The sequence below is a fragment of the Massilia phyllostachyos genome (assembly GCF_021044825.1).
GTDB classification, from domain to species: domain Bacteria; phylum Pseudomonadota; class Gammaproteobacteria; order Burkholderiales; family Burkholderiaceae_D; genus Telluria; species Telluria phyllostachyos.
The window spans coordinates 166,536-191,975 of the sequence record NZ_JAJNOC010000005.1; the positions used below are offsets into that span (position 1 = coordinate 166,536).

General features: G+C 66.8%; 19 protein-coding genes and 1 pseudogene. 12 read left to right on the top strand and 8 right to left on the bottom strand.

The window, feature by feature from the left end; genetic code table 11:
- Nucleotide 1: 1 nt before the first annotated feature.
- The 6 genes from bioA to LQ564_RS16310 form a co-directional block, all read right to left on the bottom strand.
- On the bottom strand, nucleotides 2-1,342 hold the full coding sequence (bioA, locus tag LQ564_RS16285; RefSeq protein ID WP_231059162.1) for an adenosylmethionine--8-amino-7-oxononanoate transaminase: 1,341 nt from the start codon (nucleotides 1,340-1,342) through the stop codon (nucleotides 2-4).
- A gap of 15 nt (nucleotides 1,343-1,357) precedes the next feature.
- Nucleotides 1,358-2,143 carry an enoyl-CoA hydratase/isomerase family protein gene (locus LQ564_RS16290; protein WP_231059163.1) on the bottom strand — a complete coding sequence of 262 codons (786 nt, stop codon included), beginning with the start codon at nucleotides 2,141-2,143 and terminating at the stop codon, nucleotides 1,358-1,360.
- A 13-nt stretch (nucleotides 2,144-2,156) separates the two neighbouring features.
- The gene (locus LQ564_RS16295) at nucleotides 2,157-3,764 is read right to left on the bottom strand and encodes a carboxyl transferase domain-containing protein (protein ID WP_231059164.1); all 1,608 of its coding nucleotides are present in this window, start codon (nucleotides 3,762-3,764) and stop codon (nucleotides 2,157-2,159) included.
- 31 nt (nucleotides 3,765-3,795) lie between these two features.
- Nucleotides 3,796-4,236: a YchJ family protein gene (locus tag LQ564_RS16300; RefSeq protein ID WP_231059165.1), complete on the bottom strand. Its 441-nt coding sequence runs from the start codon at nucleotides 4,234-4,236 to the stop codon at nucleotides 3,796-3,798.
- Between the two features lie 41 nt (nucleotides 4,237-4,277).
- Nucleotides 4,278-5,516: a D-amino acid dehydrogenase gene (locus tag LQ564_RS16305; RefSeq protein ID WP_231059166.1), complete on the bottom strand. Its 1,239-nt coding sequence runs from the start codon at nucleotides 5,514-5,516 to the stop codon at nucleotides 4,278-4,280.
- A gap of 109 nt (nucleotides 5,517-5,625) precedes the next feature.
- Nucleotides 5,626-6,954, bottom strand: coding sequence for a serine hydrolase domain-containing protein (locus tag LQ564_RS16310; protein WP_231059167.1), 1,329 nt, complete (start codon nucleotides 6,952-6,954; stop codon nucleotides 5,626-5,628).
- A 208-nt stretch (nucleotides 6,955-7,162) separates the two neighbouring features.
- Between LQ564_RS16310 and LQ564_RS16315 the strand changes: the two genes are divergently transcribed.
- The 10 genes and pseudogenes from LQ564_RS16315 (at nucleotide 7,163) to LQ564_RS16360 (ending at nucleotide 17,390) form a co-directional block, all read left to right on the top strand.
- Nucleotides 7,163-7,903 (top strand): GntR family transcriptional regulator, encoded by a 741-nt coding sequence (locus tag LQ564_RS16315; protein ID WP_231059168.1) that lies wholly within the window; start codon nucleotides 7,163-7,165, stop codon nucleotides 7,901-7,903.
- A gap of 59 nt (nucleotides 7,904-7,962) precedes the next feature.
- On the top strand, nucleotides 7,963-8,880 hold the full coding sequence (locus tag LQ564_RS16320) for an N-acetylmuramic acid 6-phosphate etherase (RefSeq protein WP_269143584.1): 918 nt from the start codon (nucleotides 7,963-7,965) through the stop codon (nucleotides 8,878-8,880).
- Between the two features lie 48 nt (nucleotides 8,881-8,928).
- A complete protein-coding gene (locus tag LQ564_RS16325) occupies nucleotides 8,929-10,194 on the top strand; it encodes an MFS transporter (RefSeq protein WP_231059170.1) in 1,266 nt (421 codons plus the stop codon).
- Nucleotides 10,195-10,198: 4 nt separating this feature from the next.
- Nucleotides 10,199-11,326, top strand: a complete 1,128-nt coding sequence (locus LQ564_RS16330; protein WP_231059171.1) for an acyltransferase family protein — start codon at nucleotides 10,199-10,201, stop codon at nucleotides 11,324-11,326.
- A 14-nt stretch (nucleotides 11,327-11,340) separates the two neighbouring features.
- The gene (locus tag LQ564_RS16335; RefSeq protein ID WP_231059172.1) at nucleotides 11,341-12,936 is read left to right on the top strand and encodes a glycoside hydrolase family 10-like protein; all 1,596 of its coding nucleotides are present in this window, start codon (nucleotides 11,341-11,343) and stop codon (nucleotides 12,934-12,936) included.
- Between the two features lie 14 nt (nucleotides 12,937-12,950).
- The gene (locus tag LQ564_RS16340) at nucleotides 12,951-13,889 is read left to right on the top strand and encodes an N-acetylglucosamine kinase (RefSeq protein WP_231059173.1); all 939 of its coding nucleotides are present in this window, start codon (nucleotides 12,951-12,953) and stop codon (nucleotides 13,887-13,889) included.
- A 4-nt stretch (nucleotides 13,890-13,893) separates the two neighbouring features.
- Nucleotides 13,894-14,670: pseudogene (locus LQ564_RS16345) on the top strand (N-acetylmuramoyl-L-alanine amidase); the annotation flags it as partial.
- 281 nt (nucleotides 14,671-14,951) lie between these two features.
- The gene (locus tag LQ564_RS16350; RefSeq protein WP_231059175.1) at nucleotides 14,952-15,854 is read left to right on the top strand and encodes a LysR family transcriptional regulator; all 903 of its coding nucleotides are present in this window, start codon (nucleotides 14,952-14,954) and stop codon (nucleotides 15,852-15,854) included.
- 7 nt (nucleotides 15,855-15,861) lie between these two features.
- Nucleotides 15,862-16,473 (top strand): M15 family metallopeptidase, encoded by a 612-nt coding sequence (locus LQ564_RS16355; RefSeq protein WP_231059176.1) that lies wholly within the window; start codon nucleotides 15,862-15,864, stop codon nucleotides 16,471-16,473.
- Nucleotides 16,470-17,390, top strand: a complete 921-nt coding sequence (locus tag LQ564_RS16360; protein WP_231059177.1) for a polysaccharide deacetylase family protein — start codon at nucleotides 16,470-16,472, stop codon at nucleotides 17,388-17,390. Before LQ564_RS16355 ends, LQ564_RS16360 begins: the two co-directional genes overlap by 4 nt.
- 147 nt (nucleotides 17,391-17,537) lie before the next feature.
- On the opposite strand, the gene dacB is transcribed toward LQ564_RS16360, so the two are convergent.
- Together dacB and LQ564_RS16370 are read right to left on the bottom strand one after the other, a co-directional pair.
- Nucleotides 17,538-19,022, bottom strand: coding sequence for a D-alanyl-D-alanine carboxypeptidase/D-alanyl-D-alanine endopeptidase (gene dacB, locus LQ564_RS16365; protein WP_231059178.1), 1,485 nt, complete (start codon nucleotides 19,020-19,022; stop codon nucleotides 17,538-17,540).
- A 10-nt stretch (nucleotides 19,023-19,032) separates the two neighbouring features.
- A complete protein-coding gene (locus LQ564_RS16370; protein ID WP_231059179.1) occupies nucleotides 19,033-20,271 on the bottom strand; it encodes a spore maturation protein in 1,239 nt (412 codons plus the stop codon).
- A gap of 141 nt (nucleotides 20,272-20,412) precedes the next feature.
- On the opposite strand from LQ564_RS16370, the gene LQ564_RS16375 reads away from it, so the two are divergent.
- Nucleotides 20,413-22,188: an ABC transporter substrate-binding protein gene (locus tag LQ564_RS16375; protein ID WP_231059180.1), complete on the top strand. Its 1,776-nt coding sequence runs from the start codon at nucleotides 20,413-20,415 to the stop codon at nucleotides 22,186-22,188.
- Nucleotides 22,189-22,375: 187 nt separating this feature from the next.
- Entirely contained in the window at nucleotides 22,376-25,225 is a 2,850-nt protein-coding gene (locus LQ564_RS16380; protein WP_231059181.1) for a TonB-dependent receptor domain-containing protein, read from the top strand.
- Nucleotides 25,226-25,440: the final 215 nt, after the last annotated feature.

Below are 25,440 nucleotides of genomic sequence, written 5' to 3' on the forward strand. Positions count from 1 at the left end.
ATCAACCCGCGATCACCGATTCGAACACCTTCTGCGTGCGCGCGGCAATCCCCGCGACGTCCTCGTCGCTCAGGATATACGGCGGCATCAGGTAGACCGTGCGGCCGATCGGGCGCAGCAGCAGTTCGTTTTCCACCGCCGTCGTGAAGAAGCGGCGCGCGAAGGTCGAGGCGCGCGCCGGATCCGGCTCGACCGCATCGAAGGCGAAGATCATGCCGCGCTGGCGGAAGTGCTTCGCGCGCTCGTGCTCGGCCAGCGGGGCCAGGGCGATGGTCAGCTTGGTCGCGAGTTCCCGGTTGCGATTCAGGACGTCGTCTTCCTCGAAGATCTCGAGCGTGGCCAGGGCCGCGCGGCAGGCCAGCGGGTTGCCGGTGTAGGAGTGCGAGTGCAGGAAGCCGCGCGTGATGTCTTCGCTGTAGAACGCCTGGTAGATCTCGTCGCGGGTCAGCACCAGCGAGAGCGGCAGGTAGCCGCCGCTGATGCCTTTCGACAGGCACAGGAAGTCCGGCCAGATGGCGGCCTGTTCGCAGGCGAAGAAGGTGCCGGTGCGGCCGCAGCCGACCGCGATCTCGTCGGCGATCAGGTGCACGTGGTGCTGGTCGCACAGCTCGCGCAGCAGTTCCAGGTAGAGCGGGTCGTACATCGCCATGCCGGTCGCGCACTGCACCAGCGGCTCGACGATGATGGCGGCGATCTTGTCGCCGCGCGTTTCGAACAGGGCGCGTACGTGTTGAATAGCGCGCTTGGCCACGTCCTGGGCCGATTCGCCCTCTTGCGCGTTGCGCGCATCCGGCGCCGGCACCACATGCGAGGCGCGCAGCAGCGGGCCGTAGGCGTCCTTGAACAGGGGGACGTCGGTGACGGCCAGCGCGCCGATGGTCTCGCCGTGGTAGCTGCCCTGCAGGCAGACGAATTCCTGCTTGGCCGCGTAACCGGCGTTGCGCCAGGCGTGGAAGCTCATCTTCATCGCGATCTCGACCGCCGATGCGCCGTCGCTGGCGTAGAAGGCGTGGCCGAGGTTGTGCCCGGTGAGCGCGGCCAGTTTTTCCGACAGCTCGATCACCGGCTCGTGGGTGAAGCCGGCCAGCATCGCGTGTTCCAGCTTGTCCAGCTGGTCCTTCAGCGCCGCGTTGATGCGCGGGTTGGCATGGCCGAACAGGTTGACCCACCAGGAACTGATGCCGTCCAGGTAGCGCCGGCCTTCGTGGTCATACAGCCAGGGCCCCTTGCCGTGGCTGACCGCGATCAGCGGCACCTCTTCGTGGTGCTGCATCTGGGTGCACGGGTGCCACACGCTGCGCAGGCTGCGTGCGATCCAGTCGGAAGAGGTCTGCTGCTTCAAGATTAATCCAATTCGTTAGTTCAGCCAGGTCGGCTTGCGCTTCTCGAGGAAGGACGCGACGCCTTCGCGGCCCTCGTTTGAAGAGCGGATTTCCGCGATGCGCTTGGCGGTATCAAGCAGCAGCGCGTCGGTCACAGGCTGGCCCACGACGTCGCGCACCAGCTTCTTCGCCTCCATCACCGCGTTCGGGCTGTTCGTCACCAGCGCCTTCACGATGCCGGCGACGGTGGCGTCGAGCGCATCAAGCGCGACGACTTCGTGCGCGAAGCCGATGCGGCGCGCCTCGATCGCATCGAAACGCTCGGCGGTCAGGAAGTAGCGGCGCGCGGCCTGCTCGCCCATCGCCTTGATGACGTAGGGCGAGATGGTGGCCGGGATCAGGCCCAGCTTCACCTCGGACAGGCAGAAGTGCGCCACGTCGCTGCTCACGACGATGTCGCAGGCCGCGACCAGGCCCATGCCGCCGGCGTAGCAGTCGCCCTGTACCTTGGCGACGGTCGGTTTCGGGCACAGGTAGATGGTGCGCAGCATGTCGGCCAGGCGCATCGCATCTTCCTGGTTCTCGCTGTGCGAGTAGCCGGCCATCTTCTTCATCCAGTTCAGGTCCGCGCCGGCGCAGAAGGCCGGGCCGTTGGCGCCGAGGACGATGGCGCGCACCTGCTCGTTGCGTCCCAGTTCGTCGAAGGCCAGCGCCAGCTCGGCGATGGCGTGCTCGTTGAAGGCGTTGCGCAGGTCCGGGCGGTTCAGGGTGACGGCGGCCACCTTGTCGTCGATGGAGACGGTGAGGGTCTGGTATTCCATGGTCAAGCCTCCATCACATGCGGAACACGCCGAACCTGGTCTCTTCGATCGGCGCGTTGAGCGCCGCCGAGAGACCCAGGCCCAGCACGGTGCGGGTGTCCGCCGGGTCGATCACGCCGTCGTCCCACAGGCGCGCACTCGCATAGTAGGGGTGGCCCTGGTGCTCGTACTGCTCCTTGATCGGCTGCTTGAACGCGGCTTCTTCGTCGGCCGACCACTGGCCGCCCTTGCTCTCGATGCCGTCGCGTTTCACCGTGGCGAGCACCGACGCGGCCTGGTCGCCGCCCATGACGGAGATGCGCGCGTTCGGCCACATCCACAGGAAGCGCGGGGAGAAGGCGCGGCCGCACATGCCGTAGTTGCCGGCCCCGAAGGAGCCGCCGATGATGACGGTGAATTTCGGCACCGAGGCGGTGGCGACGGCCGTCACCATCTTGGCGCCGTTGCGCGCGATGCCTTCGTTCTCGTACTTGCGGCCGACCATGAAGCCGGTGATGTTCTGCAGGAAGACCAACGGAATCTTGCGCTGGCAGCACAGCTCGATGAAGTGGGCGCCCTTCAGCGCCGATTCCGAGAACAGGATGCCGTTGTTGGCGATGATGCCGACCTTCATGCCGTAGATGTGGGCGAAGCCGCAGACCAGGGTGGTGCCGTAGCGCGCCTTGAATTCGTCGAACTCGCTGCCGTCGACCACGCGCGCGATCACTTCGCGCACGTCGAAGGGCTTGCGGGTGTCGACCGGGATCACACCGTACAGCTCTTCCGGAGAATACTTCGGCTCGACGCTCTCGCGCAGCGCGCCTTGTACCGGCTTCACGCGGTTCAGGTTCGACACGATGGTGCGCGCCAGCGACAGCGCGTGCAGGTCGTCCTTGGCCAGGTGATCGGCCACGCCCGACAGGCGGGTGTGGACGTCGCCGCCACCCAGGTCTTCCGCCGTGACGACTTCGCCGGTCGCCGCTTTTACCAACGGCGGGCCGCCCAGGAAGATGGTGCCCTGGTCCTTGACGATGATCGACTCGTCGCTCATCGCCGGCACATAGGCGCCGCCCGCGGTGCAGGAGCCCATCACGACCGCGATCTGCGGGATGCCCTTGGCCGACAGATTCGCCTGGTTGTAGAAAATGCGGCCGAAGTGGTCGCGGTCCGGGAATACGTCGTCCTGGTTCGGCAGGTTGGCGCCGCCCGAGTCGACGAGATAAATGCAGGGCAGGTGGTTCTGCTCGGCGATCTCCTGGGCGCGCAGGTGTTTTTTCACCGTCATCGGGTAGTAGGTCCCGCCCTTGACGGTGGCGTCGTTGCAGACGATGACGACTTCCTGGCCTTTGATGCGGCCGATGCCGGTGATGATGCCGGCGCTTGGGGCAGCGCCGTCGTACATCTCGTAGGCAGCCAGCTGGGAGAATTCGAGGAAGGGCGTGCCCGGGTCGAGCAGCATTTGCACGCGGTCGCGCGGCAGCAGTTTTCCGCGCGCGACATGCTTGGCGCTCGCGGCTTCACCGCCGCCTTGCGCCATCTGCGCGACCTTCGCGCGCAAGTCGTCGACGATGGCCTGCATCGCCGCGGCGTTGGCCTTGAAGTCTTCGCCACGCGGGTTGAGTTTGCTCTCGATCTGGGGCATATGCCGTCCTCTGCTGTCTCTTGACTTTTGTTTATTCCGGGAAACTTCCGTCAACGTAATACCACCGCGGCGCTCCCGTCTCAGGATCGGGCTCACGGAGGAAACGGCTCACTTCATGCAGCCGGTGCGCCCGTCCGCCCACCTTGAAGCGAGCGACGAACTCGACGGTATCGCTGTCTGGATGGTCCGGTGAATTTACTTTACGTTGACGTAAACGTAAAGCAGATTTTACTTCAAGTCCCAGCCAGCGGATTGGCTCTTTCTCATCGATGATCGTGTCGGTCGGGCGGGTGCTGGGGTGCCAGGTGGCCAGCAGATAAGGCTCGTTTTTCAGCGAATACGCCGTGTAACGCGAGCGCATCAGCGCCTCCGCCGTGGGCGGCAGGGCGCTGCCTTCGATGAAAGGACCGCAGCAGGCGGCCAGCGAGGGACCGCCGCAGGGGCAGGCCTCGATTTTGGTCGTTTTGGACATGGCCGCCATTATCCGCCATTCCCCGGCGGGACGGCAGCTGCTTATTTTTCGAGCGTCAGGCCGTCGAGGCTGAACGGCGGCGCCTCGCCCCGCATCGCCCCCGCCAGCAGGCTGGCGCTGCCGCAGGCAAACGTGAAGCCCAGCGGCCCATGCCCGACGTTCAGCCACAGGTTGCCGTAGCGGGTCGCCCCGATGATCGGTGCGCTGCTCGGCGTGGCGGGGCGCAGGCCGGCCCAGACCGAGAGTTTCGAGTAGTCGGCGGCGCGCGGCATGGTTTCCCGCACCTGGCGGGTCAGGCCGGCCACGCGCTTCGGGTTGTGGCGCAGGTCTTCGCCGACCATGTCGACCATGGCGGCCACGCGCAGGCGGTCGCCGATGCGCGCGTACAGCACCTTGCGCTCGAAGTCGGTGACGCTGATTTCGGGCGCCACGTCGTCGGCGCGGATCGGGGCCGTCAGGCTGTAGCCCTTGAGCGGGTATAGCGGCAGCTTGACGCCGACCGTGCTTGAGAGGTTGCGGCTCTGGATGCCGGCCGCCAGCACGTAGCTGTCGCCGGAAACGATCGCACCGTCGTCCAGCTCGATACCGGTGATGCGGCCGCGGTCGGCCAGCAGGCGCCGCGCCGCACCGTGCACGAAGCCGCGAAAGCGCGGATGTTCCTGCAGGCGCTCGGCCAGGGCCAGGCAGAAGGCGTGGCAGTCGGCCACCGCTTCGCCGCTGTTGTAGATGCCGCCGGCCAGCAGCGGCTCGGCCGCGGCCAGCGCCGGTTCGCGCGCGGCGCAGTCGGCGGGCGACCAGATCTCGCCGGCGCCCGGCTTGCCGGCCGCCTTTTCGAACACGGTGCGCGAGCGGTAGACCACCAGCTTGCCGGCGTCGCGCCAGTCGAATTTCTCCAAGGGGACGACGACTTCGAGCTGCTTCATGCCCTGGCGCGACAGCTCGCCCAGTTCGAGCAGCTTGGCCGTGGTCTTGCGGTTCACGTCGGCGCGGCAGTGGGCCAGGAAGCTGGCCAGCCAGCGGTACTGGCGCAGGTCGGCTTCAGGCCGGAAGTGCAGGGGACCGGTGTCCTGGAACATCCATTGCAGGGCCTTGAGCGGCACGCCCTCGTCCGCCAGCGGCGACACGTAGCGGTAGCTGAGCTGGCCGCCGTTGCCGTAGCTGGAACCGCTGCCAACTTCCGGCGCGCGTTCGAGGACGCAGACGTCGTAGCCGGCCTCCGCCAGCCACCAGGCCGACGTCAGTCCGACGACCCCGCCACCGATAACGATCACTTGCTGCATCCTGCACTCTTCAATATGGAGATGGTGGTGAAGTTTGGGCCCTGGGCGGCGCGGCGGCCAATGAAAGTCGCGGCGCGCACCATAACCGGGATATATGCGGGCGTTTGCCTCATGTTGGTGCGGGATTGCCGACGATGGCGTGGCGGTAGAGCGCCGTCAATATGCGTTCCTCGTAGCGCGCCAGCGCCGAGTAGCGGCCCTTGTCGCGTTCCGGGTCGCTGGACACGCCGCCGGCCAGCACGATGACGCCGTTGCGGCGGGCGGGATCGAAGGCGAACACCGAGCGCAGGCCATAGGCGTCGCCGAGGTGGCCGACCGCCTCGAAGCCGCCGTCCTCGACCAGCCGCATGCCGGGACGGTCCGGGAACTGGGCATTGCCCAGGCCCCAGGCGTTGAAGAAGCCGCCGAGCGAGTCGCCGTTCGTTCCGTCATGGGTCCACTGGCGCGCGAACATGCGCTCCAGCGTGGCGCGCTCGAACAGGCGCTTGTTCTCGTGCACCCCGCCGTTCATCAGCATGCGCATGACGACGCCCATGCCACGCGCCGAGATGCGCAGGCCGCCGGTCGGGCTGAAGGGTGTGGCGTTCGTCCCCGGCACATAGGTGGCGATGCCGGCGGGCGGCGCCGGCGGCTTGCCGCTGTAGTCGTCGACCTGCGGAATCCACGGGCCGTCAGGATTCCAGATCTCCGTATCGACCGTGCGCTTGCGGTAGAGCGTGGCCAGCTTCTCGAGCGCGGCGGGCGGAAGTAAAGAAGGGTTGTAGCCGGCAGTGATGCCGAGCGGCTGCAGCAGCAGGCGCCCCATCAGCAAGTCGAAGCGCTCGCCGGTCACCCTTTCCATCGCGGTGCCGATCACGCCCCAGCCGAGGTTACAGTAGGTGAACCAGTCGCCGGGGCCGGCGCGGTTCGACCAGCTCTTCGGGTCGCCCGGGACCAGCACGTCCTTCAGCGAAGTGGCCAGCGGCCAGGAATAGCCGGCTTCGTCGCGCAGCGAGGAGCGGTGCGTGAGCAGGGTGCGCAGGGTGATCGGGCGGTCCGGGAAATGCGGGTTGCGCAGCCTGAATCCGAGGTAGTTTGAGACGTCGGCGTCGAGCTCCATGCGGCCCGCTTCCACCAGGCGCATCAGGCCGAGCGTGGTCATCATCTTGGAGATCGAGGCGATGCGGTACAGGGTATCAAGCGTGGCCGGCTTGTCGGGCAGGGCGCCGTTGCCGATATGGCGACGGCCAAAGGCGCCCTCGTAGACCGGCTGGCCGGCGCGGATCGCCAGCACCGACAGGCTGGCCAGCTGCAGTGCCGGATCGTTCACGATCGCCGCCAGTTCGGCATCCAGCGCCTGCCGGCCAGCTTGGGTACCCGATGCCGCCGGCATGGCGAACAACGGTTCGACTGCGCCAGCCAAGGCCATGCCCAGCAGCGATCGCCTGCGCTCGTTCATCCGGTCTCCCTGTGTTCGTTATAGGTGTCGGACCAGCATACGGACCGTCGGAAAGGCTTGCCAAATGAATAGCGGTGGTCTTGGCATAACCGTTTTATATTGGTATCAAGTGGTATGCTTATAAGGCAAGAGCATGCAGGGGCAACGCTTTTTCATGGGCTGCAGCGTGGCCGGCGCGTACACTCTGCCCACTACCCGATTGATGCCGATGACGACTTCCAGCCCACCCTTCCAGGTCGACCTGAACGACAATTCGCCACTCTACATGCAGCTGGCGCGCAAGCTCGCACAGGACGTGCGCGACGGCCGCTACCAGGCCGACCAGGCGCTGCCCTCCGAACGCACGCTGTCCGAGCAGCTCGATGTCTCGCGTGTGACTGCCCGCAAGGCGATCGACCAGCTGGTCGACCAGGGCCTGGTGGTGCGCCGGCGCGGCTCCGGCAACTACATCGCGCCGCGCATCGAGCAGCCGCTGTCCGACCTGTCGAGCTTTTCCGAGCAGCTGCAGCAGCGCGGCTATACGCCCGGCAGCCACTGGCTGCGGCGCGACGTGATGCAGGCCGACGCCGACGCCCAGCTCTCGCTCGGGCTCTCGCCCGGCACCCGGGTGGCGCGCCTGGAGCGCCTGCGCCTGGCCGACGAGGTGGTGATGGCCTACGAGGTCAGCGTGATCCCGGCCACCATCCTGCCGCGCCCCGAGAACGTGGGCGGTTCGCTGTACGCCCACCTGGCCAAGACCGGCCACATGCCGGTGCGTGCGCTGCAGCACCTGCGCGCCATGAACGCGCCCGCCGAGCTGGCGGCGCGCCTGGCCGTGCCGGAAGGGACCGCGGTGCTGTTCATCACCCGGGTCGGCTACCTGGAGTCGGGCGAGCCGGTCGAGTTGACCCACTCCTACTGCCTGAGCGACCACTACGACTTCGTGGCGGAGCTGCGCCGTCCAGCATAACTTTTCGTCATGATGACGGGCGCAGCTTTCATGGGACCGCCGGAAACATTGGTATTACACTGGTTTTATCGACGACTGCGCACCAAGAAGACACCGCAATGCTGAAAACCGAAACCCCGGCCCAGGACCACGCGACCCTCGACCAGTACCCCACCACGGAGCTGGTCACCGTCTTCGTGGACGACCAGATGAAGGCCGTCGAGGCCGTGCGCGCCGCCGCGCCGCGCATCGCCGCCGCCATCACCGCCGCCCTGCCGCGCATCGAAGCGGGCGGACGCCTGATCTACGTCGGCGCCGGCACCTCGGGCCGCCTCGGGGTGCTCGACAGCGTGGAACTGAACCCGACCTTCTCCTGGCCGCACGGCCGCGCAGTGGCGCTGCTGGCCGGCGGAGAAGGGGCGATGTTCGTCGCGGTCGAGGGCGCGGAAGACGATCATGACCAAGGGGCGGCGGATCTCGCCGGCGTGAAGGTCGATGCCGGCGACGTGGTGCTGCTGCTGGCCGCTTCCGGTTTCACGCCCTACGTGCTGGGCGCCCTGCGCGCCGCACGGGCGGCGGGGGCGCTGACCATCGGCTTCTCGAACAACCCGGATGCGCCGGTCGCCACCGAGGCCGAGATCGGCGTCGTGCTCGACACCGGCTCCGAAATCATCTCCGGCTCCACCCGCCTGAAGGCCGGCACCTCGCAGAAGATTGCACTGAACACCTTCTCGAGCGGCCTGATGGTGCGTTTGAACAAGGTGTACGGCAACCTGATGGTAGACTTTCGCGCTACCAATGCCAAGCTGGTGCGACGCGCCATCCGCCTGACCGCATTCGCCAGCGGCGCCGACGAGGCCGCCGCCAAGGCGGTGCTGGAACAGTGCGGCTACCACGTCAAGACCGCGATCGTGGCATTGATCAAACAAACCAGTGTCGAAGGGGCCCAGGCCCTGCTGGAAGCAGCGCGCGGCAGCGTGCGCGACGCCATCGCATAACGAGCGGGGCCTGCAGAAGCCCGCCGACCACGAGACAGCAGACAACACATGCAAAAAGAAAACGTGAAGTCCCCGTGGCAGTGGGTGCCCTCCCTGTACTTCGCCCAGGCCATCCCCTACGTGGTGGTGATGAGCCTCTCGGTCATCATGTACAAGGACATGGGCATATCGAACACCGATATCGCCTTCTATACCAGCCTGCTGTACCTGCCCTGGGTGATCAAGCCCCTGTGGTCGCCGATCGTCGACATGTTCGGCACCAAGCGCCGCTGGACCGTGCTGCTGCAGCTGGCGGTCGCCGCCTCGCTGGTGGCGGTGGGCCTGGTGCTGCACCTGCCGAACTTCTTCGTGGCCAGCCTGGCCGTGATGTGGCTGATGGCCTTCAGCTCCGCCACCCACGACATCTCGGCCGACGGCTTCTACATGCTCGGCCTGCGCCAGCAGCAGCAGGCGGCGTTCGTGGGCGTGCGTTCGACCTTCTATCGCCTGGCCACCCTGGCCGGACAAGGCCCGCTGGTGGTGCTGGCCGGCGTGCTGGCGACCCAGCTGGGCGACGTCAACCAGGCCTGGTCGATCGTGTTCTTCGTGCTGGCGGCGCTGTTCTTCGCGGCCTTCCTGTGGCACGGGATGGTCCTGCCCAAGCCCGATGCCGACCACAAGGTGGCCGGCACCAGCAATCCGCTGCGCGACTTCTTCACCACCTTCTGGCTGTTCTTCCGCAAGCGCGACATCTGGCTGATCGTCGGCTTCATCCTCACCTTCCGCCTCGGTGAAGCGCAGCTCCTGAAGCTGGTCGCTCCTTTTCTCAAGGATCCGCTGATCGAGGGCGGCCTGGGCCTCACCACCGAGCAGTACGGCATCGCCTACGGCACCATCGGCATCGCCTTCCTGACCCTGGGCGGCCTGGCCGGCGGCTACCTGATCTCGCGCCTGGGCCTGAAGCGCTGCCTGTGGCTGATGGTCTTTGCCGTGCACCTGCCGGACCTGGTGTTCGTCTACCTGTCCCAGGCCCAGCCGACCAGCTTCGCCGTGGTCTGCGCCTCGCTCGCGGTCGAGCAGTTCGGCTACGGCTTCGGCTTCACCGCGATGCTGCTGTACATGATCATGGTCTGCGAAGGGGAGCACAAGACGGCGCACTACGCGATCTGCACCGGCCTGATGGCGCTCGGCATGATGGTGCCGGGGATGTGGAGCGGCAGCCTGCAGGAATACCTGGGCTACCAGCACTTCTTCATCTGGGCCTGCCTGTCGACGATCCCCGCCTTCATCATGGCGGCGCTCGTGAAGATCGATCCCGAATTCGGCAAGAAATAACGCCGTGCGCCTGACTTCCCTCGACGCCTTCCGCGGCTTCACGATCGCCGCCATGGTGCTCGTGAATAACCCGGGCGACTGGGGCAACCTGCATGCCCAGCTGGCCCACGCCAAGTGGAACGGCTGGACCTTCACCGACTGCATCTTCCCCTTCTTCCTGTTCATCGGCGGCGTGGCGATGACCCTGTCGCTGGGGCGCCTGGCGGCGGAAGGCGCCGACAAGCCGCGCCTGCTGTTGAAACTCGCGAAGCGCGCCGCGCTGATCTTCCTGATCGGCTTCCTGCTCAACCTGATCCCGCGCTTCGATTTCGACAGCGTGCGCATCCCCGGCGTCCTGCAGCGCATCGCGCTGTGCACCCTGCTGGCCGCGCCGATCGTCGTCTACCTGGGCTGGCGCGCGCAGCTGGCCGTCATCACGCTGCTGCTGGCGCTGTATTCGGTGCTGATGCTGTGGGTGCCGGTGCCCGGCATCGGCGCCGGCGTGCTCGAACCGGGCCAGGACTTCGGCGCCTGGGTCGACCGCACGCTGCTGGACGGCCACCTGTGGGTGCAATCGAAGACCTGGGACCCGGAAGGCCTGGTCAGCACCATCCCCGCCCTGTGCAGCCAGCTGTTCGGCGTGCTCGCGGGACGCCTGCTGGCGCTGAACCTGCCGCGCATCGAGCACACCGTGTGGATGCTGTTTGCCGGCCTGGTGTTCCTGGCGCTGGGTTCGAGTCTTGATGCCGTGCTCATGCCGATCAATAAAAGCCTGTGGACGGTCTCGTTCTGCCTGTGGATGACCGGCTGGGCGCTGCTCGCCTTCGGCCTGTTCTACTGGCTGCTGGATGCGAATCCCTATGCCGGCGTGCGCGAACGCGCCGCGGTGTGGGCGAAACCCTTCCTCATCTACGGCATGAATGCGCTGTTCATCTTCGCCTTCTCCGGCTTCGTCGCCAAGATGCTCGGTTTCATCAAGCTGGCGCAGCCCGACGGCAGCCAGCGTTCGCTCGGCAGCGCGCTGTATGCGCCGATCAAGGCGCTGCCCCTGGGCGCGGCCAACACCTCCCTGTTATACGCCATCCTCTTCAACGCCTGCATGTTCGCGATCGCCTACGGCATGTGGCGCAAGCGGTGGTTCGTCAAAGTGTAAGAAAGAATAAAGGAATGGACGTGAAGCCCAACCTGAAAAAACGCACCCTCACCTTCGGCCTGCTCGGCGGCGCCCTGGCGATGAATGGATTCCTCACCGCCTGCACCACGCAGCCTACCGTGCCGGGCGCGCCTGGCGACACGCCTCCGCCTGCGCCGCGCGAATTCCGCGCCGCCTGGGTTTCCACCGTCGCCAACATCGACTGGCCCAGCAAACCCGGTTTGCCCGCCGCCCAGCAGCAGGCGGAAGCCATCGCCATCCTGGAGCGCGCGGTCAGCCTGAACCTGAACGCCATCGTGCTGCAGGTGCGCCCGTCCGCCGATGCGATCTATGCCTCGAAGATCGAGCCCTGGTCCGAATACCTGACCGGCGCCCAGGGCAAGCCGCCTTCGCCGTGGTACGACCCGCTGGCCTTCTGGGTGCGCGAAGCGCATGCGCGCGGGCTGGAACTGCACGCCTGGTTCAACCCCTACCGCGCGCGACACGACAACGCCCGTTCCCCAAGCGCGCCGAACCACATCACCAACACCATCCCCTCGGCCGTGAAGCGCTACGGGAAGTTCATGTGGATGGACCCGGGCGAGGAAGCGGCGTCGAAGCAGACCATGGACGTGGTCCTCGACGTGGTGCGCCGCTACGACATCGACGGTGTGCACATCGACGATTACTTCTACCCCTACCCGATCGAGGCGCCGGACGTGGCCGGCAATGCCCAGGCGCTGGACGGCGGCGCCAAGCCCCAGGCCAAGGAACTCGACTTCCCCGACACCCCGGCCTGGGAACGCTACCTGGCCTCGGGCGGCAAGCTCGATCGCGCCTCCTGGCGCCGCGACAACGTGAACCGCCTGATCGAAGCCATGTACAAGGGCATCCATCGCGAGAAGAGCTGGGTGCGCTTCGGCATCAGCCCCTTCGGCCTGGGCCGTCCGGACCGCCGCCCGCCCGGCATCAACGGCTTCTCGCAGTACGACAAGCTGTATGCGGACGCCGAGCTGTGGCTGGAAAAGGGCTGGCTCGACTACTTCACGCCGCAGCTGTACTGGCCCGTGGCCCAGACCGCGCAATCGTATCCGGTGCTGCTCGACTACTGGATCGGCCAGAACCCGCAGGGCCGCCACATCTGGCCTGGCCTCTTCACCAGCCGCATCGGGGCGCCGAGCAGGAACTATGAGCCGCAGGAAGTGCTGGACCAGATCGCCCTGACCCGCCAGCGTCCTCTGGCCACGGGCCACGTCCACTTCAGCATGATCGCGCTGACCCAGAACCGGCAAGGCATCAGCGACAAGCTGAAAAGCGCCCTGTACACCGGCCCGGCCCTGGTGCCGGCCACCACCTGGCTGGCGAGCGAGCGTCCCGGCACGGTGCAGGTCAGCGGCGCGCCGGCCAGGGGCGGCGTCAGGCTGAAACTCAAGGCGGGCCGGGCGACCGCGCTGTATGCGGTGTGGTCGCGCCACAGCGGCGTGTGGCGCTTCGACGTGGCGCCGGCTTCGCGTGTAGACTGGACGGTGCCGGACGACGCGAAACTGGGCGCCGCCGACCTGGTCTACGTGACCCCGGTCGACCGCCTCGGCAACGAGGGCGCGCGCGTGCAGGCATGGCGCAAACCCTGATAGTGACAAGTCTTATGCACGAATCCGAAATTGACGCCCTGGGCCTCGGCATCGACGCCGGCGGCACCCAGACCCGCTGGGCCCTTGCCGGCCCCGGTGGGCGCATCGTCGCCGAGGGCACGACCGGCGGCCTGTCGGCGCTGCAGATGGCCAGCAGCGACGGGCGCGAAGCGGTGCAGGCGACCTTCGCCAGCATCGCCGGCGAGGTGCTGGCCCACGGCCGCCCGCATGCGGTGCGCGCCGGCCTGACCGGCTTCGGCGGCGAATCGGACATGCTGCAGCGCTGGCTGGGCGAGGCGCTCGGGCTGGACCCGCAGGCGCTGGTGTTCTCGAACGACATCGAGATCGCCTACCTTGCCAGCTTCCGGCCGGGCGACGGCTACCTGGTGTACGCCGGCACCGGCTCGATCGGCGCCTTCATCGACGCCCAGGGCGGCTTTCACCGCGCCGGCGGGCGCGGGGTGGTGCTGGACGATGGCGGCGGCGGCTTCTGGATCGCGCGCGAGGCGCTGCGCCACATCTGGCGCGTCGAGGACGAGCGTCCCGGCGCCTGGGAATCCTCGCCGATGGCGCACGCCGTGTTCCAGCACGTGGGCGGCTCGGACTGGTCGTTCTCGCGCCAGTTCATCTATGGCCGCGAGCGCGGCGAAGTCGGCAAGCTGGCGATCGCGGTGGCCGCCACCGCCGAACGCGACCCGGCCGCCGCCGCCATCCTGCGCGACGCCGGCCAGGAGCTGGCGCGGCTTGCCATCGCGCTGGTGAAGCGCTTCGGGCCGCGCCCGGTGGCGCTGGCCGGCCGCGCCGCCGAACTGCATCCGGCCATCGTCGACACCATGCGCGCGGCGCTGCCGCCCGACATCACGCTCAGCCAGACCGGCGTGCGCGCCCACTACGCGGCGGCGCGCCTGGCGCTCGGCCAGTGCTCCCATCAAGAACCCAACAAGGCCATATAAAAGCATGAAAATCCTGATCGTTCCCGTCATCCTTTCCCTGCTGGCCGGCTGCGTCACCGCGCCCAAGGGGCCGCAGATCGACACCACCTACAACGCCAAGGGCCAGTCGAGCCGGGCGCGCTTCCTGGTCCTGCACTACACGGTGGCGGACAAGCCGGCCTCGATCAAGATCCTGACCGAGCAGCAGGTCAGCGCCCACTACCTGCTCACCGACGACCCGCAGCCGATCATCTACCGCCTGGTCGACGAGACCCGCTCGGCCTACCACGCCGGCGTGTCGAGCTGGAAGCAGTACACGCAGCTGAACAACAGCTCGATCGGCATCGAGATCGTCAACGCCGGCTGGAAGGACACCCCGCAGGGCCGCGTCTACGCGCCCTTCCCGCAGGCGCAGATGGATGCCCTGATGGTGCTGGTGAAGGACATCGTGCAGCGCAACGGCATCGCGCCGGAGAACGTGCTGGGCCACAGCGACATCGCGCCGCTGCGCAAGCAGGATCCGGGTCCGCTGTTCCCGTGGGCGCGCCTGGCGCAGGAGGGCCTGGTGCTATGGCCGGACGCGAACCGGGTGGCGGTGATCCGCCCGATTTTCGATGCGACCCTGCCGGACGTGGCCTGGTTCCAGCGCAAGCTCGCCACCCACGGCTACGGCATTGCCCAGACCGGCCTGCTGGATAATCAAACCCGCACCGTGCTGTCGGCCTTCCAGATGAAGTACCGCCCGCGCGACATCGCCGGCGTGCCGGATGCCGAGACCGCGACCCTGCTGGAAGTCCTGACGACGCCGGCCAACGCGCCGCTGCCGGTCGTCCTGCCGCCGGTGATCACCAGCCCGGTGCCGGCGCTGCCTCCGGCGGCCGCACCGGCGCCGGTGGTGCCGGAAACCGCGCCCGCCCCGGCCGCGCCGGTCCCGCTGCCGACCCCGGCCATGCCGGCGCCGGTCCCGACCCCGGTCACGCCGCCCGTGCCGAGCACGCCGTGATGGTCGCCGCAGCGATGTTTTCCCTGTATCCTTCGCAAATCCGCGCCTTGCGCGCGGAGTCTCTCTAGAAGGATGAAGCAATGCGTCTGCGTCACATCGAAGTGTTCCACGCCATCATGCAGGTCGGCACCATCAGCGGCGCCGCCCAGGTGCTCCACATCTCGCAGCCCGCGGTGACGAAAGTGCTGCAGCACGCCGAGCTGCAGCTCGGCATGCCTCTGTTCGAGCGCGTGCGCGGCAAGCTGTATCCGAAGCCGGAAGCGCACCGCCTGTTCGCCGAGACCGAGAAGCTGAACCGCGACCTGCAGGGCATCCGCCGCCTGGCCGCCAGCCTGAAGAGCCGCGCGGTGGAGACGGTGCGCCTGGTGTCGACGCCGACCATCGCGATCAGCGTGCTGCCGCAGGCGATGACGGTGTGGCGCCACGACTTCCCGCAGGCGCGCTGCGAACTGGCCACCCACCACACCAGCGAGATCGTGAACGCGCTGCGCCTGGGCGAAGCCGACCTGGCGCTGTCGCTGCAGGACCCGCGCCACCCCGGCATCGTGGCCGAACCGATCGCCCACGGGGCGCTGACGGTGATGGCGCCGGCCGGCACCTGGTCCGACGAGGAACTGGCCAAACCGTTTACGGCCGAGGGCCTGAGCGGAGAACTGATCGGCCTGACCGATGGCGACCCGCTGGGCGAGATCGTGGTCGCGGCCTGCGAGGCGCAAGGTGTGCAGCCGGTGTTCCACACCGTGGTCCAGACCTACCAGATCGCCCGCTCGCTGGTCGAAGCCGGCGCCGGCAAGGCCGTGCTGGACCCCTTCACCGCCGCCTCGGCCGACCCGGCCAGGGTGCAGTGCCGTCCGTGGTCGCCGGCGATGCCGGTCCACCTCTACCTGCTGTCCGCCAGCCATTCCCCCCTGTCGCACGGGGCGCGCGAGCTGGCCAACTGCATCGGCGCGGCCGCCCGCGCCCTGCTCGAAAAAAGGCTGTGATTTTCACATGAGTCTGACCGTGGCCAGCGAAGACATCGCCGGCAGCCCCGAATTTCGCCATCTCACCAGTATTCAAGGGATCGCGATCGACCTGCGCTACGCGACCCCCAACAACTTCGTCGGCCGCGACCTGTATTCGCCCTACGACTGCGCCTGGCTGCACGTTGATGCGGCGGCGGCGCTGGAGTCCTTCGTGGCCTGGCTGGCCGCGCGCCGCCCCGGCTACACGCCCCTGATCCTCGACGCCCTGCGTCCGCAGCGGGTGCAGCAGCAGCTGTGGGATGCTTTGGAGGGCACCGGCCTGCAGATGTATCTCGCCAATCCGGCGCGCGGTTCGATCCACTCCTACGGCATGGCGCTCGACATCACCCTGCTCGACGAGCACGGCAGGGAGCTGGACATGGGCACCGGCTTCGACGACATGACGAACCTATCGCATCCGGCGCTGGAAGAGGGTTTTCTCCTGGCAGGGGACCTGAGCCAGGCCCAGGTCGCCAACCGCCGCCTGCTGCGCGAGGGCATGCTGGCGGCCGGCTTCTTCGGCATCAACACCGAATGGTGGCACTTCGATTGCGGCGACCGCGAGTTGGTGCGCGCGACGTATCGCCGCGTGCTATGAAAGCGCTGCGTTGCGCACTCGCCGCGCTGTGCCTCGCCGCTGCGCCGCAGCTGCACGCCCAGTCGGTCGCCTTCAGCTTCGATGACGGTCCGCGCCTGTCCGCGACGCCGCGCCTGGCGCCGCAGGAGCGCAACGCGGCGATGCTGGCGGCGCTGGCGAAGCACCGGGTCAAGGCGGCGCTGTTCGTCACCTGCGGGAATGGCGCCGACCGGCCCGAAGGCGCTGCGCTGGCGCGTGCCTGGGGCCAGGCCGGCCACGTGGTGGGCAACCACACCATGACCCACCTGGACCTGAACGGCGAGAAGACCACGCTGGCCCGGTACCAGCAGGAAGTGCGCGACTGCGACCGCATCGTCTCGACCCTGCCGGGCTACCGCAAGTGGTTCCGCTATACGTATCTGCGCGAGGGGAACACCCCGGAGAAGCGCGACGGCATGAAGGGTTTCCTGCGCGAGCAGGGGTATCGCAACGCCTACGTCACGCTGGACACCAGCGACTGGCGGCTGGATGGCAAGCTGGTCGAGGTGCTGACGAAAGATCCGAAGGCGAACCTGGAGCCGATCCGCCAGGCTTATCTCGCCCACATCAAGCAGCGCGCGCTGGCCTACCGCGCGCTATCGCAACGCCTGCAGGGCCGCGACATTCCGCAGATGCTGCTGCTGCACCATAACTTGATCAATGCGCTGTGGCTGGGTGATGTGATCCAGCAGTTCCGCGACATGGGCTGGGCCATCGTGACGCCGGAGCTGGCATTTGCCGATCCGGTCTATGCGCTCGAGCCGCAGCGCAGCGTGCCGGGGCAGAGTTTGTTGATTTCGATGGGACGCAGCCTGGGGTTGACGACGCAGGATATCGGGTTGAGGCTGATGGATGATGGGGATTTCGAGATTGAGGGGCTCAAGGAGCTGGGGTTGTAACTCGAGCAAAATTAGGTTCCGGCCTTCGCCGGAACGACGTGCTAAGTGAGTTGGGTGCAAGACCGATATGACTCTTCTTCCGCTACCCCCAAGACCGTCGTTCCGGCGAAGGCCGGAACCCAAGTTTCTCAATAAACCGTTATCACATCACGGCGCCGCAGGCGCCGGCGCCACTTGAGGCAACTGCCCCGACCGCGCCACCCACTCCACCAGCGCATCCAGCACCGCCCGCCCGCGCCCATTCCCCGCCTGCTCGCTGTTCACGAACGCCACGAACACATTCTGCACCCCATCCGCATCCGGCACATACCCCGCCAGCGCCACCACATTGCGCAGCGTCCCGGTCTTCAGGCGCGCACGCCCCGCCGCCGCCGTCCCCTGCAAACGCCGGCGCATGGTGCCATCGATTCCCGCGATCGGCATGCTGGACTGGAACTCGGGCGACCAGTTGCTGCGCAGGCCGGCCTGCAGCAGGTAGGCCATCTGCTGCGGCGTGATGCGTTCCAGGCGCGACAGGCCGGAGCCGTTCTCGATCACGAAACCGGCATCGTCGATGCGGTGCGCGCGCATCCAGTCGCGCACGGCCGCTTCGGCGCGCACGAAGGTGGTTTCGCCGCTGGCCGGCGCAGCGAAGCTGCCGGCGACCGGATCGGCCTGCAGGCTGCCCAGGCTCAGGAACAGGGTGCGCGCCAGCAGGTTGTCGGAGGGCTTGTTGGTGTCGCGCACCAGCTCGGGCAAGGTGCGCGAGCTGTGTTCGGCCAGCAGGCGTGCGTCCAGCGGCGCGATTCCGGTGACGACCTTGCCGCTGAATTTGCCGCCCAGCTCCTTCCACTTCTGGCGAAACAGGCGGTCGATGTAGTCGTCGCGGTCCAGCACATTGATGCTGGTGCTGCGCGCGCAATCCTTCGGGAAGGTCCCGTGCAGCAGCACCTTGATGCGGCCATCCTTCTGGCGCACCGCTTCCGGCAGCTTCCAGCCGTCTTCCCATTTCGCGCAATCGGCGTCGACCAGGGTCATGTCGGAACCGATGCTCACGCGGTCGAGTTCCGGCTGCATCTCGAGCGTCAGGCGCTTCGTTGTGGAGCGCAGGTCGATCTGCAGCATGTTCTTGTTGACCAGCAGCGGATCGGGGATGACGTTGTAGTAGGCCTCGGGCGATTCGTCGAAGGGCGGCAGGCCGACATCCAGGCGGCCCGGGTTCCAGACGCCGCGGTCCAGCACCAGGTCGCCCTCGATGCGGCGCACGCCCTGGTAGTGCAGGGCGCGCAGCATGGTCTCGATGTCGGCGCCGGACAGGTCGGCGTCGGCGCCGCCGCGCAGCACCAGGTTGCCGCGCAGGACGCCGTTCACGATCTCGCCGCTCGAGCGCAATTCGGTGCGGCCGCGGAAGGCGGGACCGAGGCGCTCCAGGCTGACCATGGTGGTGACCAGCTTCATGGTCGATGCCGGCTGCATCGGCCGGTCGGCCTGGTGCGCCAGCACGACCGCGTCGCCCTTCAGGACCAGGATCCCGAGGTCGTTGTCCGTCAGGCCCTGCTGCACCATGACCTGGGCCACCGGCGCGGGCAGCTGGGCGTGTGCGGCGCCGAAGACGGCAAGGAGAAGGGAAGCGAGGGCGAAGCGGCGCAGCATGGATGACTCCTTAACCAAAGAACAGATAAGCGACGAAGATGGCGCCGATGACGCCGGCCAGGTCGGCCAGCAGGCCGTAGCCGATCGCATAACGCGTTTTGCGGATGCCGACCGAGCCGAAATACAGGGCCACGATGTAGAAGGTGGTGTCGGCCGCGCCCTGCAGGATGCTGGCCAGGCGGCCGACGAAGGAGTCGACCCCGTAGGTGGTCATGGCGTCGATCATCATGGCGCGCGAGCCGCTGCCCGAGAGCGGTTTCATGAGCGCGGTCGGAAGGGCGCCGACGAAATCGGTGGGCAGGCCGAGCGACTGGAAGATCCAGGCGAAGCCGCTCACGATCATGCCGAGGATGCCGGAATTGCGCACCACGCTGATCGCCACCAGCATGCCGACCAGATAGGGGATGATCTTGAGCGAGGTCTCGATGCCGCCCCTGGCGCCTTCGATGAAGGCTTCGAAGACGTTGACCCGCTTGAGCAGCGCGGCGCTCATGAAGGCGGCAATGATCGAGAACAAGATGAGGTTGGCGGCGACGACCGAGAACAGTTCGATCTGCGCCTTGTCGAGGAAGGCCGAGATGGTCCACACCATGGCCGCGATGAGCGCCGTCATGCCGCCGATCCAGCCGAACACCACCGGGTCGAGCAGCTTGATGCGCTGGCGCAGGCTCACCGCGATGATGCCGGTCATGGTCGAGCAGTAGGTCGCGATCAGGGTCGGGATGAAGATGTCGGCCGGATTCGCCGCACCTAAAATCGCGCGCTGGGCCATGATGGCCAGCGGGATGATGGTCAGGCCCGAGGTCTGGATCACCAGGAACATGATCTGGGCGTCGCTGGCCTCGTCCTTGTGCGGGTTCAGGGTCTGCAGGCTTTCCATCGCCTTCAGGCCGAAGGGCGTGGCGGCATTGTCGAGGCCCAGCATATTGGCCGAGAAGTTCATCACCATGTGGCCGTTGGCCGGGTGGTCCTTCGGCACGCCGGGGAAGATGCGCGAGAAGAAGGGCGCGATGACGCGCGCGAACAGGTTGATGGCGCCGGCCTTTTCGCCGACGTTCATGATCCCGAGCCAGAGCGTCATGACGCCGGCCAGCGGCAGGGCGATGTCCATCACGGCCATCTTGGCCGACGAGAAGGTGCCGTCGATGATGCGCTTGAAGATCTCGGTGTCGCCCATGAACAGCCACTGCGCGAGGGCGGCCACGAAGCCGACGAGGAAGAATCCGGTCCAGATGTAATTGAGTGCCATGAGTCGCGAAGTGTCCTGCAGAGTGTGCAGCGGAGAGTATAGGCCGATAGCAGGCTGCGCAGATGACAGAATGCAGCCGCGCCATGTGAAAAAGTTATGCCTGTTGCCCTGCCCGGCGCGGCGCGCATATCATGAAGCCCCATGAACATCCGCTCCAGCGCCGCCGCCCTTTTCCTTGCCCTGCTTTGTGCGGGGGGCGGCGCGCATGCACAGGAAAAGGTGCTGCGCATGTTCCTGTCCACCAGCGAGACCGGCCTGGACCCCGCCTCGGCCTCCGATAACGCCACCTTGTCGCTGCTGGAAAACCTGTTCGACCCGCTGCTGCGCTACGATTACCTGGCGCGCCCGGCAAAGCTGCGTCCGAACACGGCGACCGCCATGCCGGAAGTGAGCGCCGATGGCCTGACCTATACCTTCCGCCTTCGCCCCGGCATCCATTTCACGCCCGACCCGGCGTTCAAGGGAGCGAAGCGCGAGATGACGGCGCAGGACTACGTCTACAGCATCAAGCGCCTGTACAACCCGGCCCTGAAATCGCCCTGGGCCTATATGTTCGACGGGAAGATCGCCGGCGACGAGATATTGAAGACGGCCTACGACGTCGACAAGCCGGTCGCCGGCCTGCAAGCGCTCGATCGCTACACCTTGCGCATTCGCCTGAAGGAGCGCGACAACAACTTCCTGTTCTACCTCGCGGTGCCGGCCACCGGCGTGGTGGCGCGCGAGGTGATCGAAGCGTATCCGGGCCAGGCCGGCAACCACCCGGTCGGCACCGGCCCCTTCATGGTGGGCGAGTGGAAGCGCAGCGACCGCATCGTCCTGCTGGCCAATCCCTATTCGACGGCGGTATTCCATGCGACGCCCGGCGACAATGCCGAGGACAAGGCCATCGCCGCGGCGCTCGAGGGCAAGCGCCTGCCGCGCGTGGACCGGGTCGAGGTGCGCATCGCCGAGGAGTTCCAGGGCCGCATGCTCGGCTTCCTGAACGCAGAATACGACTACCTCGAGCAGATCCCCGAGTCGATGACCGAGATGGTGGTGCGCGACGGCCAGTTGAAACCCGAGCTGGCGGCGCGCGGCATCGTGCTGTCGCGCTTCCCGGTGCTGCAGACCTACTACATGTGGATGAACATGAACGACCCGGTGGTCGGCGGCTACGGCAAGGACCGGATCGCGCTGCGCCGGGCGATCTCGCTCGCCTACAACAATGCCGAGGACATCGCGCTGCTCAAGAAGGGCTTCGCGATCAAGGCGGAGTCGCCGCTGCCGCCGAATGTGCTGGGCTACGACCCGCTGTATCGCAGCCCGGTGCCCTACGACCCGGCGCTGGCGAACGCGCTGCTGGACCGCCACGGCTATACGCGGCGCGATCCGGATGGGTTTCGCCGTAGCCCCGACGGCAAGCCGCTGACGCTCACCATGCACAGCGAAGCCACCGTCGGCGGCCGCCTGCGCGACGAGTTGTGGCGCAAGTGCCTGAACGCGATCGGCCTGCGCGTGGCGTTCAAGTCCGACAAGAAGACCGAGATCATCAAGGCCTCGCGCCTCGGCACGGTGCAGATGTTCGAGTCGAACTGGATCGCCGACTTCCCCGACGGCGACAATTTCTACCAGCTGCTCTATGGTCCCAACGCCGGCCGCGCCAACTATGCGCGCTTCGACCTGCCGGCCTATAACGTGCGCTACGAACAGGCGCGCCAGTTGACCGACGGGCCGGCGCGCCAGAAGCTGTACTTCGAGATGAACCAGCTGATCCACGCCTATAACCCCTGGGTGCCGCTGACCCATGTCTTGTCGGGCGATCTGCGTCATCCGTGGTTGAAAAACTACAAACGCCACCCGGTCGAATTCACGCAATGGCGTTATCTGGACGTCGATGTTGCGCAAAGGGCACGCTCCGCCAGAGCGAAACCCTGACCGCATAAGTTTTTCCTAAATAAAATATTCCTGCTGGTTATACTTGCCGCCGCATATTTCATTGGAGTGCGTCTTTTTTATCGGCGTACCCTGAATGAACAACATAACGTAATGCCAAGACATTACGAACTAATGAGCCGGTCAAGTAGCGTCGACCGCCGCCAAGGGTAACGTTAGGAGAATCACCGTGAAGTTAAAGAAGCTCGCCCATTTGATCGCCCTGATCGGCGTCGCCGGTCCGGCCCTCGCGCAGGACATGCCCGCTGCCGACCGCATCCAGCGCGTCGAGATCACCGGCTCCAGCATCAAGCGCATCGCCAAGGAAGGCGCGCTGCCGCTCGAGATCATCTCGCGCAAGCAGCTCGAAGACCAGGGCATCGTCACCGCCGAGCAGCTGATCGCGACCCTGAACGTCAACGGCAACGGCTCCGACAACCTGGCCTCGAACGCGGACGTGACTTCCGGCGCCCAGCGCGGCAATAACGGCGCATCGAGCGCCAACCTGCGCGGCCAGGGTTCGGATTCGACCCTGGTGCTGCTGAACGGCCGCCGCGTGGCGACCCACGGCATGAAAGGCTCGGCGGTCGACCTGAACTCGATCCCGATGGCGGCGGTGGAGCGCGTCGAGGTGCTGAAGGACGGCGCTTCCGCGATCTACGGCACCGACGCGATCGGCGGCGTGATCAACTTCATCCTGCGCAAGAACTACAAGGGCCTGGAAGCCCAGGCCTTCACCGACGTGGCCGAAGAGAGCGGCGGCGAGATCGGCCGCGTCTCCGTCACCGGCGGCTGGGGCGACCTCGACAACGACGGCTTCAACCTCCTGGTGACCGCGGCGCACAGCCAGAACAAGGCGCTGCGCGGCGACCAGCGCGATTTCGTCCAGACCTTCCAGCCGGACCGCGGCGTGTCGGTCGATACCCGCGGTTCGCCATCGGCCAACATCTTCGCCACCACCATCGCCCCGACCCTGCTGTCGCGCACCGGCACCGGCCCGACCATCCCGGGCGGCGGCACCACGGCCTACAGCGGCATCAGCCTGCTCGACCTCCCTGGCGGCGCCGGTTGCACCAGCATCGACGGCATGGGGCCCTACGACGAGAAGCTGTGGAACAGCGCCGGCGCCGCCTATGGCTGCGCCTGGGACACCGGCCGCGCGGCCGTGCTGCAGCAGCCGGTCAAGAACAGCAATGCCCTGGCGCGCGCCACCTTCCAGCGCGGCGAGCACCAGTTCTTCGTCGAAGGCGTGGGCTCGCAGGTCGAAGTCGCCAAGCGCTTCTCGCCGAACCAGATCTCGCCGTCGGCCTCCACCTTCGGCGCCAGCTCCTTCTACCCAAGGACCGGCGCGGCCTACAACGACGTGTACAACGCGCTGGTCAAGGTCTTCCCGAGCATCTCGGCCAACTACGGCCTGCCGATCGCCTACCGCTGGCGCTGCATGGAGTGCGGCAACCGCGAGATCGTCACCGAGACCAAGGCCGCGCGCCTGCTGGTCGGCGCCGACGGCCCGCTCAACCTGTTCGGCAAGCGCTACGACTACCGTGTCGGCGCCTCGCGCGCCTTCAGCGAGTCGGAATCCCAGCTGGGCACCGGCTACAACTACACCGCCGCGCTGGCCAATGTGCTCGGTTCGGGCATCGTGAATCCCTTCCTGCTGCCGGGCCAGACCCAGTCGCAGGCGGCGATCGACGCCATCAAGAGCACCTCGGCCGCCGGCGTGACCCTGTACGGCGGCAAGACCATCCTGACCCAGATCGACGGCGCGCTGTCGGGCGAGCTGTTCAACCTGCCGGCGGGCGCCGTGATGGGCGCGGTCGGCTTCGACCTGCGCCGCGAAGAGTACAAATTCAACGGCGACAAGCGCGCGGCGGCCGCCCGTCCGGCGATCCTGAACGCGCCCTTCGACGACGCCAACGCGCTCGACAACGTGAGCCGCGACATCAAGGCGGTGTATGCCGAGCTCCTGGTCCCGGTCATCAAGAACCTGGACGTGACCTTCGCGGTACGCCGCGACCGCTACAGTGCGATCGGCAGCACCACCAATCCGAAGATCTCGTTCCGCTACCAGCCGATTCCGCAGCTGCTGTTCCGCGGTTCGTACAACGAAGGCTTCCGCGCCCCGTCGTTCAACCAGCTGTTCAACGGCATTACCGAATCGCCGTATGCCGGCAAGGACCTGGTCGACCCGGCGAAGTGCCCGACCGGCCTGGTCGACGCCACGCGTCCGGGTTGCGAGGCGATCAACCCGACCTACATCACCGGCGGCAAGCGCAACCTGGGTCCGGAAACCGCGAAGCAGGGCACGGTCGGCATCGTGGTCGAGCCGACCAGCTGGTTCTCGGCCAACGCCGACCTGTGGGAGATCCGCAAGGAAAACACGATCGACTCCTTCCCGATCACCACCATGATCGCGAACTACAACCTGTTCCAGGACCAGTTCATCCGTGACCCGGCGGGCAACATCGTCGTGATCGACCAGCGCTGGGTCAATGCCGGCGAGCGCATCACCCGCGGCCTGGAACTGGGCGCCCGCATGAACGGCAAGTTCAGCACCGGTTCGAGCTGGACCCTCGGCATCGACGGTTCGCGCCTGCTGGAGAAGAAGTCGCGCGCCACCACCAACGCACCGTTCGGCGCGAGCGAGGTGGGCCGCTTCGTCTTCACCGGCGACTTGGGCCTGAAGTGGAAGCACAGCGCCTACGCGACCTACAAGTACGGCAACTGGAGCGCCATGCTGCAGAACATCTACCGTTCGGGCTACACCGACCAGGTGCTGCCGGGCGTGGCCAATGGCCTGGTGAAGCCTGCCAACCTGCAGACCAAGGTTGACGATTACTCGATCTTCCACCTGACCACGACCTACACCGGCATCAAGAACGTGTCGATCACCGCGGGCATCAAGAACATCTTCGACGAAGATCCGCCGTTCGCGATCACCTACGACAGCAACACCGGCGCCGGCAGCACCTGGGAGCCGCGTGTGGCCGACCCGCGCGGCCGCTCGTTCACGCTGATGGCGACTTACAAGTTCTTCTGAGTTGGCCGTTCTCGGCGGCCCGCTGTCGGGGGAGGCGCAAGCCTCCGCGGCGCGGGCCGTTTTCTTTTGGGGGATCTGATGAGCCACTGGCACGTCCCGTTTTCCCATCAACCTTCGAACCGTCATCCCGGCGAAGGCCGGGATCCAATCTTGCATGCGTCACGCCAGCGCAAGCAGCACTTGGGTCCCGGCCTGCGCCGGGACGACGTTGGCAA